General features: G+C 71.4%; 15 protein-coding genes. 9 read left to right on the forward strand and 6 right to left on the reverse strand.

All coding sequences use genetic code 11. The features are described from left to right. Nucleotides 1–50: 50 nt before the first annotated feature. Nucleotides 51–962: an NYN domain-containing protein gene (locus tag ACIRQP_RS05335; protein ID WP_403883744.1), complete on the forward strand. Its 912-nt coding sequence runs from the start codon at nucleotides 51–53 to the stop codon at nucleotides 960–962. 85 nt (nucleotides 963–1,047) lie between these two features. Here ACIRQP_RS05335 and ACIRQP_RS05340 read toward each other — a convergent pair whose 3' ends face one another. After that, nucleotides 1,048–1,890 (reverse strand): alpha/beta fold hydrolase, encoded by an 843-nt coding sequence (locus ACIRQP_RS05340; RefSeq protein WP_403883747.1) that lies wholly within the window; start codon nucleotides 1,888–1,890, stop codon nucleotides 1,048–1,050. 127 nt (nucleotides 1,891–2,017) lie between these two features. Next, nucleotides 2,018–4,012 carry a DEAD/DEAH box helicase gene (locus ACIRQP_RS05345; RefSeq protein ID WP_403883750.1) on the reverse strand — a complete coding sequence of 665 codons (1,995 nt, stop codon included), beginning with the start codon at nucleotides 4,010–4,012 and terminating at the stop codon, nucleotides 2,018–2,020. A gap of 516 nt (nucleotides 4,013–4,528) precedes the next feature. Between ACIRQP_RS05345 and ACIRQP_RS05350 the strand changes: the two genes are divergently transcribed. Continuing rightward, nucleotides 4,529–5,275 carry a ferritin-like fold-containing protein gene (locus tag ACIRQP_RS05350; protein WP_403883753.1) on the forward strand — a complete coding sequence of 249 codons (747 nt, stop codon included), beginning with the start codon at nucleotides 4,529–4,531 and terminating at the stop codon, nucleotides 5,273–5,275. A gap of 59 nt (nucleotides 5,276–5,334) precedes the next feature. Here ACIRQP_RS05350 and ACIRQP_RS05355 read toward each other — a convergent pair whose 3' ends face one another. The 4 genes from ACIRQP_RS05355 to ACIRQP_RS05370 all read right to left on the reverse strand — a co-directional run bounded on the left by ACIRQP_RS05355 (nucleotide 5,335) and on the right by ACIRQP_RS05370 (nucleotide 7,239). Next, entirely contained in the window at nucleotides 5,335–5,604 is a 270-nt protein-coding gene (locus ACIRQP_RS05355; RefSeq protein WP_403883756.1) for a hypothetical protein, read from the reverse strand. A gap of 243 nt (nucleotides 5,605–5,847) precedes the next feature. Next, nucleotides 5,848–6,075 (reverse strand): DUF3107 domain-containing protein, encoded by a 228-nt coding sequence (locus tag ACIRQP_RS05360; RefSeq protein ID WP_403883759.1) that lies wholly within the window; start codon nucleotides 6,073–6,075, stop codon nucleotides 5,848–5,850. A gap of 120 nt (nucleotides 6,076–6,195) precedes the next feature. After that, on the reverse strand, nucleotides 6,196–6,837 hold the full coding sequence (locus ACIRQP_RS05365) for a TetR/AcrR family transcriptional regulator (RefSeq protein WP_403883762.1): 642 nt from the start codon (nucleotides 6,835–6,837) through the stop codon (nucleotides 6,196–6,198). A gap of 180 nt (nucleotides 6,838–7,017) precedes the next feature. After that, the gene (locus tag ACIRQP_RS05370; protein ID WP_403883765.1) at nucleotides 7,018–7,239 is read right to left on the reverse strand and encodes a hypothetical protein; all 222 of its coding nucleotides are present in this window, start codon (nucleotides 7,237–7,239) and stop codon (nucleotides 7,018–7,020) included. 172 nt (nucleotides 7,240–7,411) lie between these two features. On the opposite strand from ACIRQP_RS05370, the gene ACIRQP_RS05375 reads away from it, so the two are divergent. From ACIRQP_RS05375 to ACIRQP_RS05405, 7 genes are all read left to right on the forward strand, one after another. After that, entirely contained in the window at nucleotides 7,412–8,371 is a 960-nt protein-coding gene (locus ACIRQP_RS05375; protein ID WP_403883768.1) for an alpha/beta fold hydrolase, read from the forward strand. 8 nt (nucleotides 8,372–8,379) lie between these two features. Beyond that, the gene (locus ACIRQP_RS05380; protein ID WP_403883771.1) at nucleotides 8,380–9,777 is read left to right on the forward strand and encodes a DUF3152 domain-containing protein; all 1,398 of its coding nucleotides are present in this window, start codon (nucleotides 8,380–8,382) and stop codon (nucleotides 9,775–9,777) included. Nucleotides 9,778–9,843: 66 nt separating this feature from the next. Beyond that, nucleotides 9,844–9,942 carry an Ms4533A family Cys-rich leader peptide gene (locus ACIRQP_RS05385; RefSeq protein WP_403883774.1) on the forward strand — a complete coding sequence of 33 codons (99 nt, stop codon included), beginning with the start codon at nucleotides 9,844–9,846 and terminating at the stop codon, nucleotides 9,940–9,942. Between the two features lie 203 nt (nucleotides 9,943–10,145). Further along, complete coding sequence (locus tag ACIRQP_RS05390; protein WP_403883776.1) at nucleotides 10,146–11,870, forward strand: ABC transporter substrate-binding protein; 1,725 nt, start codon at nucleotides 10,146–10,148, stop codon at nucleotides 11,868–11,870. Then, the gene (locus ACIRQP_RS05395) at nucleotides 11,867–12,883 is read left to right on the forward strand and encodes an ABC transporter permease (protein WP_403883779.1); all 1,017 of its coding nucleotides are present in this window, start codon (nucleotides 11,867–11,869) and stop codon (nucleotides 12,881–12,883) included. Before ACIRQP_RS05390 ends, ACIRQP_RS05395 begins: the two co-directional genes overlap by 4 nt. Continuing rightward, nucleotides 12,880–13,869 carry an ABC transporter permease gene (locus ACIRQP_RS05400; protein ID WP_403883782.1) on the forward strand — a complete coding sequence of 330 codons (990 nt, stop codon included), beginning with the start codon at nucleotides 12,880–12,882 and terminating at the stop codon, nucleotides 13,867–13,869. Before ACIRQP_RS05395 ends, ACIRQP_RS05400 begins: the two co-directional genes overlap by 4 nt. Nucleotides 13,870–13,877: 8 nt before the next feature. Beyond that, nucleotides 13,878–15,680, forward strand: coding sequence for a dipeptide ABC transporter ATP-binding protein (locus ACIRQP_RS05405; RefSeq protein WP_403884372.1), 1,803 nt, complete (start codon nucleotides 13,878–13,880; stop codon nucleotides 15,678–15,680). Nucleotides 15,681–15,887 lie beyond the last annotated feature (207 nt).

The following is a 15,887-nucleotide window of genomic DNA, read 5'->3' on the forward strand; positions in this document are numbered from 1 at the left end:
GTGGCTAACTACTGGCGGGTACGGTCTCGTCCGCAGAGAATGAACGGTGTATGAGCGAGGCAGAGATCAACCCAGAGATCGCCGACATCGGCGCCCGTCTGGAGCGCACCAACGAGCTGCTCCAGCGCATGCTCGCCGAGGTCGCCAAGACTCCGTCCACACACGCCATCTTCGTCGACGCCGGTTACGTCTATGCTGCGGCCGGGTTGCTTGTGGCGGGTACCGAGGACCGGCGCTCTTTCGATCTGGATGCCGAGGGGATCATCGAGGCCTTCATCGACAAGGCCCGGATCATCTTCGCGGACAGCAGACTGCTCCGGGTGTACTGGTACGACGGCGCCAGACGCCGGATCCATACCTCGGAGCAGCAGTCCATCGCCGAACTGCCCGACGTCAAGGTCAGGCTCGGCAACCTCAACGCCAACAACCAGCAGAAGGGCGTCGACTCCCTGATCCGTACGGATCTCGAATCGCTCGCCCGGCACCGCGCCATCAGTGACGCGGCGCTGGTCGGCGGCGACGAGGACCTGGTCTCGGCCGTCGAGGCGGCCCAGGGGTACGGCGCGCGCGTGCACCTCTGGGGCATCGAGGCGGGCGAGGGCCGCAATCAGGCCGAGCCGCTGCTGTGGGAGGTCGACAGCCAGCGCACCTTCGACCTGGACTTCTGCAAGCCGTATGTCACCCGCCGCCCGGTCACCACCTACGAGCACGAGGGCGAGCCGCCGCCCTCCCGCGACCAGGTGCGGTTCATCGGCGCGCAGATCGCCGCGACCTGGCTGGCGGAGCGCGGCCGGGAAGCCATGTCCGAGCTGCTGCCGGGCCATCCGTATCTGCCGGGCCCGGTGGACCAGGATCTGCTGATCGAGGCGGAGAAGCTGCTCCAGCGGTCGCTACGGGGCCACGCGATGCTGCGGCGGTCGCTGCGGGACGGTTTCTGGCACCACTTGCAGTCGCAGTACTGACAGCCCGGGTCCGGCGCCTTTCCACCGGGACATCGCGGCATCGCGGCATCGCGGGACCGAGGCGGTCGGCCCCGGGCGTCCCCGGTCAGCCGTGGGTGTCCCAGAAGTCCCTGAGCGCGGCGGCGGTCTCCAGCGGCCGGTCGGTGTTGGGCGAGTGCTGGGCGCCCTTGACGACCGTCCGGCGGGCGCCGAGCCGCACGGCCATCTCGTCCAGCAGCGGCACCGGCCAGGTGTCGTCCCGTTCGCCGGACACCACGTGCTTGGGGAGCGGCTGTACGGCGGCCAGCTCGTCCACCCGGTCCGGCTCCACGCTCAGCTGCCGGCCGGTGGCGATCAGCTGAGCCGGCTGGGTGAGGAGCCAGCGCCTGCGCAGATCCTCCCCGTCGATGGCGGTCTCCTCGGGGGGATCCATCGAGCGCATGATCTCCCAGACCTGCTGCATCGTCATGGCCTTGAGCGCCCCGCCGAGCAGCTCGGCCCGCTCCCGCTGGACCGGCGTGACCCGGGCGGGCCCGGAGGACAGCAGCGTCAGCGTGACGAACGGGCCGGGGTCGAGCAGCACGGCGGCGCGGGCGATCAGACCGCCGAGGGAGTGCCCGAGCAGATGTACGGGGGAGCCGAGCGCCTCCGTCTGCGCCAGCACGTCGGCGGCCAGCTCGCTCTGCGCGTAGCCGTCCTCGGTCTCCGGGCCCTCGGTCTCGTACTGGCCGCGGCCGTCCACGCAGACGACCCGGTAGCCGGCCTCCGTCAGAGGCTCCAGCAGTGCGATGAAGTCCTCCTTGCTCCCGGTGAACCCGGGCAGCATCAGCGCGGTGCCGCGCGACTCCCCGGCCGGCCGCGCGTCGAGCGTGGCGAAGGGCCCGCGCCGGGTCGCGAGCGTACGGGCGCGGGCACAGGAGGGCGGGACGAACGTGGGCGGCCGACTCATGCGAAGAGGTTAGGCCCTGCCCGTCATGGCCGCGCCGGAAGGTCCGCACCCCCGGAAAGCCGGTGGCCCGGCACCCCCGTCCGGGTCCTGGGGGCATCGGGCCATCCGGCTGTGGTGCGCGCGTACGTCAACTCTCGGTCTTCGCCGCTGTCGTGCGTGTACGGCGGCGACGCGGCGTGGGCTGGGCCTCCGCCTCCGCTTCGGGCGCCTCCGCGGTCGCGGCGGCCTCCACGGCCTCGGCGGCCGACTTGGCGACGCGGGTACGGCGACGGGGCTTGGTCTCCGCGACGGGGGCCTCGGCCTTGCCGTCCGCCGACTCCGCCGGCGCCGAATCCGCGGCCTCGGCCACGGACTTGGCGACGCGGGTACGGCGACGGGGCTTGGTCTCCGCGACGGGCGCCTCGGGGGCCTCGACCGGCTCCGCCACCGCGGCCGCCTCCACCGTCGCGGTCGTGTCGGCCGCGGGCTTCGCGGCCCGGGTACGGCGGCGGCGCGGCTTGGCGACGGGCTCCGCCTCCGGCTCCGGAACGACGGGCTCCGCAACGACCGGATCCACGAGGACCGGATCCACGAGGACCGGCTCCGCCACCGCATCCGGGACAGCGACGGTGACCGCGGTCTCCACGGCCGGTGCCGCGGACCCGGAGCCGGCTCCGGAGCGGGTGCGTCGGCGACGGCGCGGGGTACGCGGCTCGGCGGGCCGCTCCACCACGCTCTCGGGCACGTCCATCGGCACGGCGGTCTGGAACTGCGGCACCGCGGTCTGGAACTGCGGCTCGGCGCTCTGGAACTGCGGCTCGGCCGCCGTACCGGGCGCCTCCAGCGGGGTCCCGCCGCGGGTGCGGCGGCGCTGGCGCGGGGTGCGCGTACGGGCCGGGCGCTCTTCCCGTACCGCCGCCGCGGGGGCGGCGGACTTACGGCCGCGACCGCCCGTCTCGCCGAGGTCCTCGACCTGCTCGGCCGACAGACCGGCGCGCGTACGCTCCGCGCGCGGCAGGACGCCCTTGGTCCCGGCGGGGATGTTCAGCTCCTCGAACAGGTGCGGGGACGTGGAGTACGTCTCCGGCGGGTCCGGGAAGCCGAGGTCCAGCGCCTTGTTGATCAGCTGCCAGCGCGGGATGTCGTCCCAGTCGACAAGCGTGACGGCGGTACCGGACGCGCCCGCCCGGCCCGTGCGGCCGATGCGGTGGAGGTAGGTCTTCTCCTCCTCCGGCGACTGGTAGTTGATGACATGGGTCACGCCCTCGACATCGATACCGCGCGCGGCGACATCGGTGCAGACGAGGACATCGACCTTGCCGTTGCGGAAGGCGCGCAGCGCCTGCTCGCGGGCGCCCTGGCCCAGGTCGCCGTGGACCGCGCCGGAGGCGAAACCGCGCTGGGCCAGCTGGTCCGCGATGTCGGCGGCCGTGCGCTTCGTACGGCAGAAGATCATCGCCAGGCCGCGGCCCTCGGACTGGAGGATGCGGGCGACCAACTCCGGCTTGTCCATGGAGTGGGCGCGGTAGACGCGCTGCGTCGTGTTGGCGACGGTCGCGCCCGCGTCGTCCGGTGAGGTGGCGCTGATGTGCGTGGGCTGCGACATGTAACGGCGGGCGAGGCCGATGACCGCGCCCGGCATCGTCGCGGAGAACAGCATCGTCTGCCGCTTGGCCGGCAGCAGTTGGATGATCTTCTCGACGTCGGGCAGGAAGCCCAGGTCGAGCATCTCGTCGGCCTCGTCCAGGACGAGCGCGCGCACATGGGAGAGATCGAGCTTCTTCTGGCCCGCCAGGTCGAGCAGCCGGCCCGGGGTGCCGACGATCACATCGACGCCCTTCTTGAGGGCCTCGACCTGCGGCTCGTAGGCCCGGCCGCCGTAGATCGCCAGTACCCGGACGTTACGCACCTTGCCGGCCGTCAGCAGGTCGTTGGTGACCTGCGTGCACAGCTCGCGGGTGGGAACGACGACGAGCGCCTGCGGGGCGTTGGTGAGCTTCTCGGGCACGGCACGGCCGGACTCGACGTCCGCGGGGACGGTGACGCGCTCCAGGAGCGGCAGACCGAAGCCGAGCGTCTTGCCCGTGCCGGTCTTGGCCTGTCCGATGACGTCCTTGCCGGAAAGCGCGACGGGGAGCGTCATCTCTTGGATGGGGAACGGAGACAGGATGCCGACGGCTTCTAGCGCTTCGGCTGTCTCGGGAAGGATTCCGAGGTCTCGGAAAGTCGTAGTCAGGGTGCTGCCTCTTCTGTGAGACGCGGCGCGAGGCGAACGCTGGGGGTCGTACCGCACCTGGGTACTCGGCCGGCCGTGGATTGGCCGGATGGCGCGGGACCACTGCCGTCGCTCGAGCGCTCGAACCGCTGAGGGGGCCCCTCATCTGCGGCCGTACGCTGCTGTGCGTACGATCCGCGCGGAGGGCGGTCGGGTCGGAGCCGATCGGGCCACCGACCGGGCATCCTCATGGGGCCTGTACGAGGGACTACCCTCGTTCAAACACTGTCTAACACTGCGATCGCCCGCCGAATATTCGGCAGGCGCCATTACCACTGTACCCCGGAATCGCGCATGTGTGTTGGGCGAATTCGTCGGAACGGTGTGACCACAGTGTCTGACCAGGCCCTTACTCGGCGCGAAGAGCGGGCTATTGTGCGGTCCATGGAGACGCCCGACAACGCCACCACGCCCGCATCCGCAGCCGAGGAACCCACCGGGATCGCCGCCCAGGGCTGGGACACGGCCTCCGCCGAACCGCAGTACCGCGCCGCGGTCGTGGATCTGCTGGGAGCCCTCGCCTATGGGGAGCTGGCGGCCTTCGAGCGGCTCGCCGAGGACGCCAAGCTCGCGCCGACCCTCGCCGACAAGGCCGCCCTGGCGAAAATGGCCGCCGCCGAATTCCACCACTTCGAGCGGTTGAACGACCGGCTGCGGGCGATCGACGCCGAGCCGACCGGCGCGATGGAGCCGTTCGCGAAGGCGCTCGACGACTTCCACCGTCTGACCGCGCCGTCGGACTGGCTGGAGGGCCTCGTCAAGGCGTACGTGGGCGACTCGATCGCCAGCGACTTCTACCGCGAGGTGGCCGCGCGGCTGGATACCGACACCCGCGCGCTGGTGCTCGCTGTGCTGGACGACACGGGACACGGCAACTTCGCCGTGGAGAAGGTCCGTGCCGCGATCGAGGCGGAGCCGCGGGTCGGCGGGCGTCTGGCGCTCTGGGCTCGCCGGCTGATGGGCGAGGCACTCTCGCAGGCGCAGCGCGTGGTGGCCGAGCGCGACGCGCTGTCCACGATGCTCGTGGGCGGGGTGGCGGACGGCTTCGATCTCGCGGAGGTCGGCCGGATGTTCTCCCGGATCACCGAGGCGCACACCAAGCGGATGGCAGCCCTCGGACTGGCCGCCTGATCCCTCGGTCCGAGGCCTGACCGCCGGCCCCCCCGTGGACGAGTGAGACCGAAGCAGCGTCAGGAAGGCATCGGTCTGCTGAGCCCGCGGGGCGCGGGGCGGAGCAGCAGCGACAGCAGAACCGCTCCCACCAGCAGAGCACCGACGAGCGTCGCGGGAACATGGCCGGCGCCCAGCGCCATATGCGTCACATAGGCGCCGACGAGCGCGCCGACCGGGCCGGCCGTGAACACCGTCCGGTGAGCCGGCAGCCGGTGGGACAGCCGGCTGGCGGCCGCCCACGAAAGACCGAGTCCGAGCAGGACCGATCCGAGAACTTCCCAGATCACTGCTGATCACCTCACGACGCCGGGAGTAGTGACATGCGGTCAGGGCCTTGGGCCCAGCACGTCACTACCCGGAGTGCACGGAGGACAACCCTCAACGGACCCCCGGGAGGCGGCTGCTACGCGCAGAGCTGAACTCGCGGGTAACGACCGGGGATCGGACAGAGGAATGGCCCGGCGGGGGTGTCCCGCCGGGCCATTCCCGGACGTCAGTGACGACAGTGAAGTGACGACAGTGACGAGTGACTACAGGGCGCCGAATCCGACGCGTCGTGTGGCCGGCTCACCGATCTCCACGTACGCGATCCGCTCGGCCGGTACGAGCACCTTGCGCCCCTTTTCGTCCGTGAGACTGAGCAGCTGCGCCTTGCCGGCCAGCGCGTCGGCGACGGCGCTCTCGACCTCCTGGGCGGTCTGCCCGCTCTCCAGAACGATCTCGCGGGGCGTGTGCTGCACGCCGATCTTGACCTCCACGGCTATGTCCCTCCGAACGGTCTGCGTTGCGCGGCCAGCCGCGCGGTACGCAGCACACACTAGCCCGGAGTGACCATCCGGAAGACGCCGCGGGGAACGCCCGCAGCGAACACCCGCCGATCAGTGCTGCTCACTGCCGTGCAGCGGGAAGCCGGCGATCCCGCGCCAGGCCAGTGAGGTGAGGAGCCTGACCGCCTGATCGCGGGGGATCGCGGACTCGCTGGAGAGCCAGTAGCGTGCCACCACCTGGGAGACGCCGCCGAGCCCCACGGCCAGCAGCATGGACTCGTCCTTGGAGAGCCCGGTGTCCTCGGCGATCACGTCGGAGATGGCCTCGGCGCACTGGAGCGCGACCCGGTCGACGCGCTCACGCACCGCGGGCTCGTTCGTCAGATCCGACTCGAAGACCAGGCGGAACGCGCCGCCCTCGTCCTCGACATAGGCGAAGTACGCGTCCATCGTGGCCTCGACGCGCAGCTTGTTGTCCGTCGTGGACGCGAGCGCCGTACGGACCGCCTGGAGCAGGCTCTCGCAGTGCTGGTCGAGCAGGGCGAGATAGAGCTCCAGCTTTCCGGGGAAGTGCTGGTAGAGGACGGGCTTGCTGACTCCGGCCCGCTCGGCGATGTCGTCCATCGCGGCCGCGTGGTAGCCCTGTGCGACGAACACTTCCTGAGCCGCGCCCAGCAGCTGATTGCGTCGGGCGCGACGCGGCAGGCGCGTGCCTCGCGGGCGCGCCGCCTCTGTCTGCTCTATGGCTGTCACGCCGCCTCCCAAAAATTCGTTCTGTGCGCGCTGTGCGCCGCCTGGCCATCGTACTTTTGGGTAACCCGGCTGTGCGTGGTGAGGACCTGTTTTTTTGGGGTCCGGTCACCTTCGGCGTCGGGGTCCGGTCATCTCCGGCGGGCTTACCAGGCCCTTCGCGGCGGGACCTTTTCCGCCCGGTCACGGACGGTAGTCGTCGTCCTCGTCGCTCCCGACCGCGCGCGCCTGTTCGGCCGCGTCCGCCTCGTCCGCCCTGTCCGGGTCGATACGGGTCAGGGGTTCGTCGCCCTTGGGCCGTACGTCCGTGTGCTGTTCCGCGGCGTCGGCTTCGGGGACCTCCTCGTCCAGCTCTTCCTCGTCGTTCGTCTCGAAGGTGTCGGGATCCGTGGGGTCGACCGCCATGGCGTGCCCTCCCTCTCCCAGAGCTCTCCCTAAGCCTAGGCCCTGTCCGGCCGATCGTCGCGGCCCGCGACCATCGGCCGGACAGGGCCGGGAAGCAGGGGAGGTACGGCGCCATGCGGCCTGTGACGGCCAACACACGGGCCGGGGCGTGATCGTCTCGTAACATTGCGGCATGTCGTCGACCGAGCTGCCGGAAACCGTCGCCGCCGCCGTGGCGCCGAAGGTGAGTCCCGTACGGGTCACGGACGGGGAGCGGCTCCGTTCCGTCGCACTGCCCGGACTGACGCTCACCGTACGATCACGGCCCGCTTCCCATACCGGCGCGCCGCCCGCGCTGTATGTGCACGGGCTCGGCGGCTCCTCGCAGAACTGGTCGGCGATGATGCCGTTACTGGAGGACATCGTCGACGGCGAGGCCGTCGATCTGCCCGGGTTCGGGGACTCGCCGCCGCCGGACGACGGCAATTACTCCATCACCGGTCATGCCCGCGCGGTGATCCGGCTGTTGGACTTGGCGGGGCGCGGTCCCGTGCATCTCCTCGGCAACTCCCTCGGCGGCGCCGTCGTCACGCGCGTCGCGGCGGCCCGGCCCGATCTGGTGCGGACCCTGACGCTGATCTCGCCCGCGCTGCCGGAGTTCCGGGTGCAGCGCACCGCGTTGCCGACCGCGCTGCTCGCGTTGCCCGGTGTCGCCTCGCTGTTCGGCCTGCTGACCCGGGACTGGACGCCGGAGCAGCGCACCCGCGGCGCGATAGAGCTGACCTACGGCGATCCCTCCTCGGTCACCGAGGAGGATCTGCGCCAAGCCGTGCGGGAGATGGAGCGACGGCTTCAACTACCGTATTTCTGGGACGCGATGACCAACTCGGCGCGCGGTATCGTCAACGCGTACACCCTGGGTGGTCAACACGGGTTGTGGCGGCAGGCCGAGCGGGTGCTGGCGCCGACGCTGCTCGTCTACGGTGGGCGGGACCTGCTTGTTTCGTCCCGTATGGCCCGCAGGGCGTCGATCGCTTTCCGTGGTTCTCGGCTGCTGACCCTCCCCGACGCCGGGCATGTTGCCATGATGGAGTACCCGCGGCAGGTCGCGCAGGCGTGCCGGGAACTCATCGATGACTACGACAGGAGCTGATCCGGGGCGTGGGACGACACAGCCGCAAGGGCCCCGTACCCCGGGGCGCGCGGTCCGCGGCCCCGGCCGCGGCGGGCGAACCCGACCCGGCACAGGCCGGATCCGGCAACGGACGGCGCGGGCGTGCGGCGGACGGCCGGGACACGGACGGCCGGGACACGGACGCGCGGCAGCAGCACGCCGGCCCGGCGTACGCCACCCCCGCGCACGGCGTGCCGCAGGTGCGCGGCGGTCACCCCGAGCAGCGTGAGGCCGGCGGCGGCTGGGGCGGTGAGCGGCGCCACGGCGATACGCGCGACTCCGCAGACTCCGCTCCGCGCGCCCCGGCCCCGCCCAAGCAGCCGCGTACGCCCGGGACTTCGGCGCCCACGGCTCCGGCGCCCGCCGCTCCGCGTATCCCGGGACCTCGGCGTGAGTTCATCGAGGCGTTCGACGACGACGCGTTCGACGCCTTCGGCGCCCCGTCGTCGCGTACCGCCGTCTCGGAGGACGGCGCGCCCGACCCGCACCCCACCGGTGCCCGGGACGGCGGCGCCGACGACCCCGGCGGCGCCGGGGACACCGAGCCGGACCAGGCGGAGCCCGCCAGAGGCGGCAAGGGACGTACGCTCACCGGGATCGCCGCCGCGGCGGTGACCACCGTCCTCGCGGTCGTCGTGGCCGGGCAGGTCACCGACGGCGGTACGGAAACGGCCGGTGCGCGCGCCGCCGACGGCGCCGAGCGCACCAGTGGGAGCGACGCGTCCTCGCGCTCCGAGGGCCGGCCCACCCCGACACGGTCCCCCGCCGCGGCTGCCCCGCCCGCCACCTACGCGCAGCTGATGACACGGCAGTTCCCGCTCGATCCGAAGCTGACGGCCTCGGGCGACTTCACTGCCGTACCCGGACTCGCCAAGGCGCCCGGCAAGGGGCAGAAGTTCCGCTACCGCGTGGATATCGAGAAGGGGCTCGGACTGGACGGCGAGCTCTTCGCCGAAGCCGTCCAGAAGACCCTGAACGACAACCGGAGCTGGGCCCACAACGGCGCCATGACCTTCGAACGGATCTCCAGCGGCGAGGACGACTTCGTGATCACGCTGGCGAGCCCGGGGACCACCGCCGTCTGGTGCGCCAAGTCCGGTCTGGACACGACCGTCGACAACGTGTCCTGCGACTCGGCCTCGACCGACCGCGTCATGATCAACGCCTTCCGCTGGGCGCGGGGCGCGGAGACCTTCGGCGCCAAGGCGATGCTCGGCTACCGGCAGATGCTGATCAACCACGAGGTCGGGCACCGGCTCGGACACAACCATGTGAGCTGCCGCACGCCCGGGGCGCTCGCTCCGGTGATGCAGCAGCAGACCAAGTCGCTGGACATCGAGGGGATCAAGTGCAAGCCGAATCCCTGGGTCTTTCCCAGTACTTGAGATGCCGTCTCATAGTCGCCTCATCCCGCGTTGACATCGCACGTGGGGTCGTTCATATTTCTCGGCATGTCGCCCCGCCGCGCCGCCGCCCCCGGCCACACCGCCATTGAGCTGACGCTCATCGGTGTGACCGCGCTGTGCGTGGCCGACATTCACTGTCGCTGACGCCTGCCCGAGCGCGCGCCGGCCCTCTTCTTCCGCCGAGCATCTCCGCGTCCGGGCGTATGTGTTCCGTACGCAGGCGTGCCGTGCCGGTCTCCCGTTCTCCTCTCCGCCGCTCTCGCCTGCGCGGACTCCAGGGCGCTCAGTGTCCTTTGTCCCGTTCTGTCTGCGCCCTGTCCGCGCAGCTCACCGAGAGGCCTCATCCGATGCGTCAACCGTCCGTCATATCCCGCCGCGTGGCCGCGGCAGCCGTCAGCCTGGTCGTGGCAGCGGGCGCCGCCGCCTGCGCGGGTCCTCAGGACAACGATGCCAAGGCCGACGGCACGGGCACGGGCAAGCCCCAGAAGGGCGGCACGCTCTCGGTGCTCAACACCGAGGCCCAGACCGACTTCGACCCGGCCAGGCTCTACACCTCCGGCGGCGGAAACGTCCCCTCGCTGGTCTTCCGTACGCTCACCACCCGCGACCGCGAGAACGGCGCGGCCGGCACCAAGGTCGTCCCCGACCTCGCCACCGACACCGGGCGCCCGAACGCGGACGCCACCGAGTGGACGTACACCCTCAAGGAGGGGCTGAAGTTCGAGGACGGCACGCCCATCACCACCGCCGACATCAAGTACGGCATCGAGCGCTCCTTCGCCGCCGAGCTCTCCGGCGGCGCCCCCTATCTGCGCGACTGGCTGATCGGCGGCGCCGACTACGAGGGCCCGTACAAGGACAAGAAGGGCCTCGCCTCCATCGAGACGCCCGACGCCAGGACCATCGTCTTCAAGCTCAACAAGCCCGAGGGCGACTTCCCGTTCGTGGCCACCCAGACGCAGTTCGCGCCGGTGCCGAAGGCGAAGGACACCGGCGCCCGGTACGAGGAGCACCCCGTCTCCTCGGGTCCGTACAAGGTCGTCAAGAACGAGGGCGACGGCCAGCACGTGGTCCTGGAGCGCAACTCGCACTGGTCGGAGAAGACCGACGAGGAGCGCCACGCCTACCCCGACACCATCGACGTGAAGGCCGGGCTCGACGCCGCCGTCATCAACCAGCGGCTCTCCACCAGCTCGGGCGCCGACGCCGCCGCCATCACCACCGACACCAACCTCGGGCCCGCCGAGCTGGCCCAGATCGGCAGCGACAAGTCGCTCGCCGCGCGCGTCGGCACCGGACACTTCGGCTACACCAACTACCTTGCCTTCAACCCGAAGGTGAAGCCGTTCGACAACCCCAAGGTGCGCCAGGCGATCTCGTACGCCATCAACCGCACCAGCGTCATCAACGCGGCCGGCGGCTCCGCGCTCGCCGAGCCCGCCACCACCTTCCTCCCCGACCAGCCGGCCTTCGGGTACACGCCCTACGACCACTTCCCGGCCGGGAAGACCGGTGACCCGGCCAAGGCCAAGGCGCTACTGAAGGAGGCCGGTTACGCCAACGGTCTGACGATCTCGCTCACCCACTCCACCGCGCAGAACAGGGAGACCAGCCCCGAGGTCGCCACCGCCGTCCAGGAGTCGCTGAAGCAGGCCGGGATCACCGTCAAGCTCCAGGGCCTCGAACCCAACGCGTTCAACGAGGCGCGCTGGAGCGTCAAGGACTCGCCCGGCTTCTTCCTCTCCCGCTGGGGCGCGGACTGGCCGTCCGGCGGACCGTTCCTGGCGCCGATCTTCGACGGCCGCCAGATCGTCAAGGACGGCTCGAACTTCAACCACGCGCAGCTCGACGACCCGTCGGTCAACAAGGAGATCGACGAGATCAACAAGCTGACCGATCTGGGCGCGGCGGCCAAGCGCTGGGGCGCCCTCGACAAGAAGATCGGTGAGCAGGCGCTCGACGTCCCGCTCTTCCACCCGGTCTACAAGCGGCTGTACGGCAAGGACGTCAAGAACATCGTGATCAGCGACTGGACCGGCGTTCTCGACATCTCGCAGGTCGCGGTCGCGTGAGCACCGCCGTTACCGCGGGCGCCTCGGGCGCCCGGCAGGTGTGGCGGCGGCTGCGTGGACGCCCCTCGGCCGTGGTGGCCGGGGGCGTCCTCGTCCTGCTCGTGCTGCTGGCGCTCGCCGCGCCCCTGCTCGCCGCGATCGAGGGCCAGGACGCGAACTCGTACCACGACGCGCTGGTGGACTCCGCGCGCGGCGGTGTGCCGATCGGCTCCTTCGGCGGGGTGAGCGGGGACCACTGGCTCGGGGTGGAACCCGGCACGGGACGGGATCTGTTCGTACGGCTGCTGTACGGGGCCCAGGTCTCGCTGCTGGTCGCCGTCGGCGCCACGGTCGTCCAGGTGCTGATCGGGGTCGTGATCGGCCTCGCCGCCGGGCTCGGCAACCGGCTGCTCGACACCTTCCTCAGCCGGGTCACGGACGTGATGGTCGCGCTGCCGATGCTGGTGCTCGCCATCGCCCTGACGGCCGTCGTACCGGCGGACTTCCCGCGCCCCCTGCTGCTGATCCTGGTCATCGGACTGCTCAACTGGGGCGGTACGGCCCGGATCGTACGGGCGCAGACGCTGACCCTGAAGCAGCTCGACTTCGTGGCCGCCGCCCGGCTCGGCGGCTCCGGGCCGGTACGGGTGGCGCGGCGCGAGCTGCTGCCCTCGCTCGCCGCGCCCGTCATCACCTACGCGGCGATCCTGCTCCCCTCGAACATCGTGATCGAGGCGTCGCTGTCCTTCCTCGGGGTCGGGGTCAAGCCGCCGACGCCGTCCTGGGGACAGATGCTGTCGACCGCGCAGACCTGGTTCCGCGCGGACCCGATGTACGTACTGCTCCCCGCCGGACTGCTGTTCGTCACCGTGCTCGCCTTCACCGTGCTGGGGGACGCGGTACGCACGGCGCTCGATCCGCGCGAGGCCGGCCGGCTGCGGGTCGGGACACGCGCGGGGCGCCGCGCCCGCACGGACGGCACCGCCGCCACCCCGCTCAAGGAAACGGCCTCGTACAAGGAAACGGCCTCATGACGCGCTATCTGCTCAAACGGCTCGGAGGCGCGCTTCTTGTCCTGCTCGTGCTCTCCGTCGTCATCTACGCGCTCTTCTATCTCGCGCCGGGCGACCCGGCCAGGCTCGCCTGCGGTGAGCGGTGCTCCACCCAGCAGGTCACGCAGGTGAGGGAGCGGCTCGGTCTGGACGCCTCGGTGGTCACGCAGTACGGCCACTTCCTCCAGGGAATCTTCGCCGGGCGGGACTACTCGACCGGCACGGCCGTACTGCACTGCGACGCGCCCTGCCTCGGCTTCTCGTACAAGACCGACCAGCAGGTCACCCAGCTGATCCTGGAGCGGGTGCCCGCGACGCTCTCCCTCGCGCTCGGCGCGATGGTGATCTGGCTGGTCATCGGGGTGGGCACCGGCCTGCTCTCCGCGCTGCGGCGCGGCGGTGTCACCGAGCGCGCGCTGACCGTGCTCACCCTCGCCGGGACCGGCATGCCCGTCTTCATCCTGGGGCTGCTGCTTCTGATGGCGGTCTGCGCGTATCTGCGCTGGCTGCCGTTCCCGTCGTACGTACCGCTCACCCAGGACCCCGAGCAGTGGGCGTGGAACCTGCTGCTGCCCTGGCTCACCCTCGGGTTCTTCGAAAGCGCCAAATACGCGCGGCTGACGCGCAGTTCGACACTGGAGACGTTGGCCGAGGACCATATCCGCACGTTTCGTGCATATGGCGTCGGGGAACGGGCGGTGGTCGGGCGGCACGCGCTGCGCGGCGCCGTACCGCCGGTCATCGCGCTCAACGCGAACGACCTCGGCACGGTGATGGGCGGCGCCGTACTCACCGAAACCCTCTTCGGCATCCCCGGCATCGGCAAGACGCTGGTCGACGCGGTACGGGTGGTCGATGTGCCGGTGGTGGTGGGGGTGGTGCTGGTGACCGGCACCGCCGTCGTCCTGGCGAATGTCGTGGCCGATCTGCTCTATGCCGCCGCCGACCGAAGGGTGGCTCTCCTGTGACGGATGCGATGGATGCGATGGATGCCGCGGACGCGACGGATGTGGCGGATACGGCGGATACGACGGATGCGGCGGCGCGGCTGATCCTCGTGGAGGACCTCACCGTCGACTTCCCGACCGGGGAGCCGGGCGGGGCCGGGACCGTACGGGCGGTGGACGGGCTCTCGTTCGAGCTCGCCGCCGGGCGGGCGATCGGCCTGGTCGGCGAGTCGGGCAGTGGCAAAAGCACCGTCGCGGGCGCGCTGCTCGGTCTGCATCGCGGGACCGGCGCGCGCGTCGGCGGGACGGTACGGGTCGGCGGTACGGACGTGGGAGCCGCCTCCGACCGTGAACTGCGCGCGCTGCGCGGCGCGGTGGCCGCGATGGTCTTCCAGGACCCGCTGTCGTCCCTGGACCCGTACTACGCGGTCGGTGACCAGATCGCCGAGGTCTACCGGGTCCATACGGACGCCACGCGGCGGGCCGCCCGCGCACGGGCCGTCGAGGTCCTCGACCGGGTCGGCATCCCGGACGCGGCGCGCCGGGCCGGGGCCAGGCCGCACGAGTTCAGTGGCGGCATGCGCCAGCGTGCGCTGATCGCGATGGCGCTGGCCTGCGAGCCGCGGCTGCTGATCGCGGACGAGCCGACCACCGCCCTGGACGTCACCGTCCAGGCCCAGATCCTCGATCTCCTCCATGATCTGCGCCACGAGACGGGCATGGGGCTGCTGCTGGTCACCCATGACGTGGGGGTCGCGGCGGAGAGCGTGGACGAGGTGCTGGTCATGCGGCACGGCAGGGAGGTGGAGCGCGGGCCGGTGGGCGAGGTGCTGGGAGCACCCCGTGACACCTATACGCGCGCGCTCCTGGCGGCGGTGCCGCGCGTGGACACACCGCTCGGCACACCGCGCGACGTGCCGCTCGGCGCGCCGCGGACGGGGGTGGGTGAGGGGGCGCGGGAGGGGGCGCGGGATTCTTCCCCGAAGCCCACGGGCGAACCGCTGCTCGAAGCCGTCGACCTGCGGCGGGAGTTCCGGCGGGGGCGGCGGATCGTCACCGCCGTGGACGGGGTGTCGCTCACCGTCCGCCCCGGCGAGACCCTCGGCATCGTCGGGGAGAGCGGCAGCGGCAAGACCACCCTCGGCCGGATGCTGGTGCGGCTCCTCGACCCGTCGGCCGGAGGGCTGCGCTACCGGGGTACGGAGATCGCGACGGCGTCGGAGAAGGAACTGCGGCCCTACCGGCGTGAGTTGCAGATGGTCTTCCAGGATCCGGTCTCCTCGCTCAATCCGCGCCGTTCGGTCGGTGAGTCCGTGGCCGATCCGCTGCGCGCCGCCGGGGTGCTCGACGAGGGCCGGCTCGTCGCGCGCGTACGGGAGCTGCTCGACCGGGTCGGGCTCGATCCCGACCGGTATGACCGGTATCCGCACGAGTTCAGCGGTGGGCAGCGCCAGCGGGTCGGGATCGCGCGGGCGCTGGCCGCCGAGCCGCGGCTCATCGTCTGCGACGAGCCCGTCTCCGCACTGGATGTGACCACTCAGGCGCAGGTCACCGCGCTGCTGGCGGAACTCCAGCGCGAGCTGGGCCTGGCGCTCGTCTTCATCGCCCATGACCTCGCCGTCGTACGGCGGGTCAGCGACCGGGTCGCCGTCATGCGCGACGGCAGGATCGTGGAACAGGGCACGGTCGACGAGGTGTACGGGACGCCCTCGGAGGCGTACACCCAACAGTTGCTGGCCGCCGTGCCCGCGCTCGATCCGGCGCTCGCCGCGGCCCGCCGCTCGGCCCGGAGGACCCACCCCGCGCCCGCCGAGGGCATGGCCGTGGCCTGACCACGTGTAGCTGCCCTGTTCCGTAGCGCGACAGAACGCTACCGGTACGGGAAAGTTACGTGCATTCACCCCTTCCGGTGGTGGGGGGGGGGGCCCGCCCGGGGGGGGCCCCCACAGGATCGTAGGGAACTTGGGCCGCGGGTGGCCCGGGACACGGCGGCGGGGCGACCACGGGATGTCGGGGGGGGGGGGAGGGGTGGTGGAGCG

This window comes from Streptomyces sp. NPDC102274, assembly GCF_044766385.1.
In the GTDB taxonomy this organism is placed as follows: Bacteria; Actinomycetota; Actinomycetes; order Streptomycetales; family Streptomycetaceae; genus Streptomyces.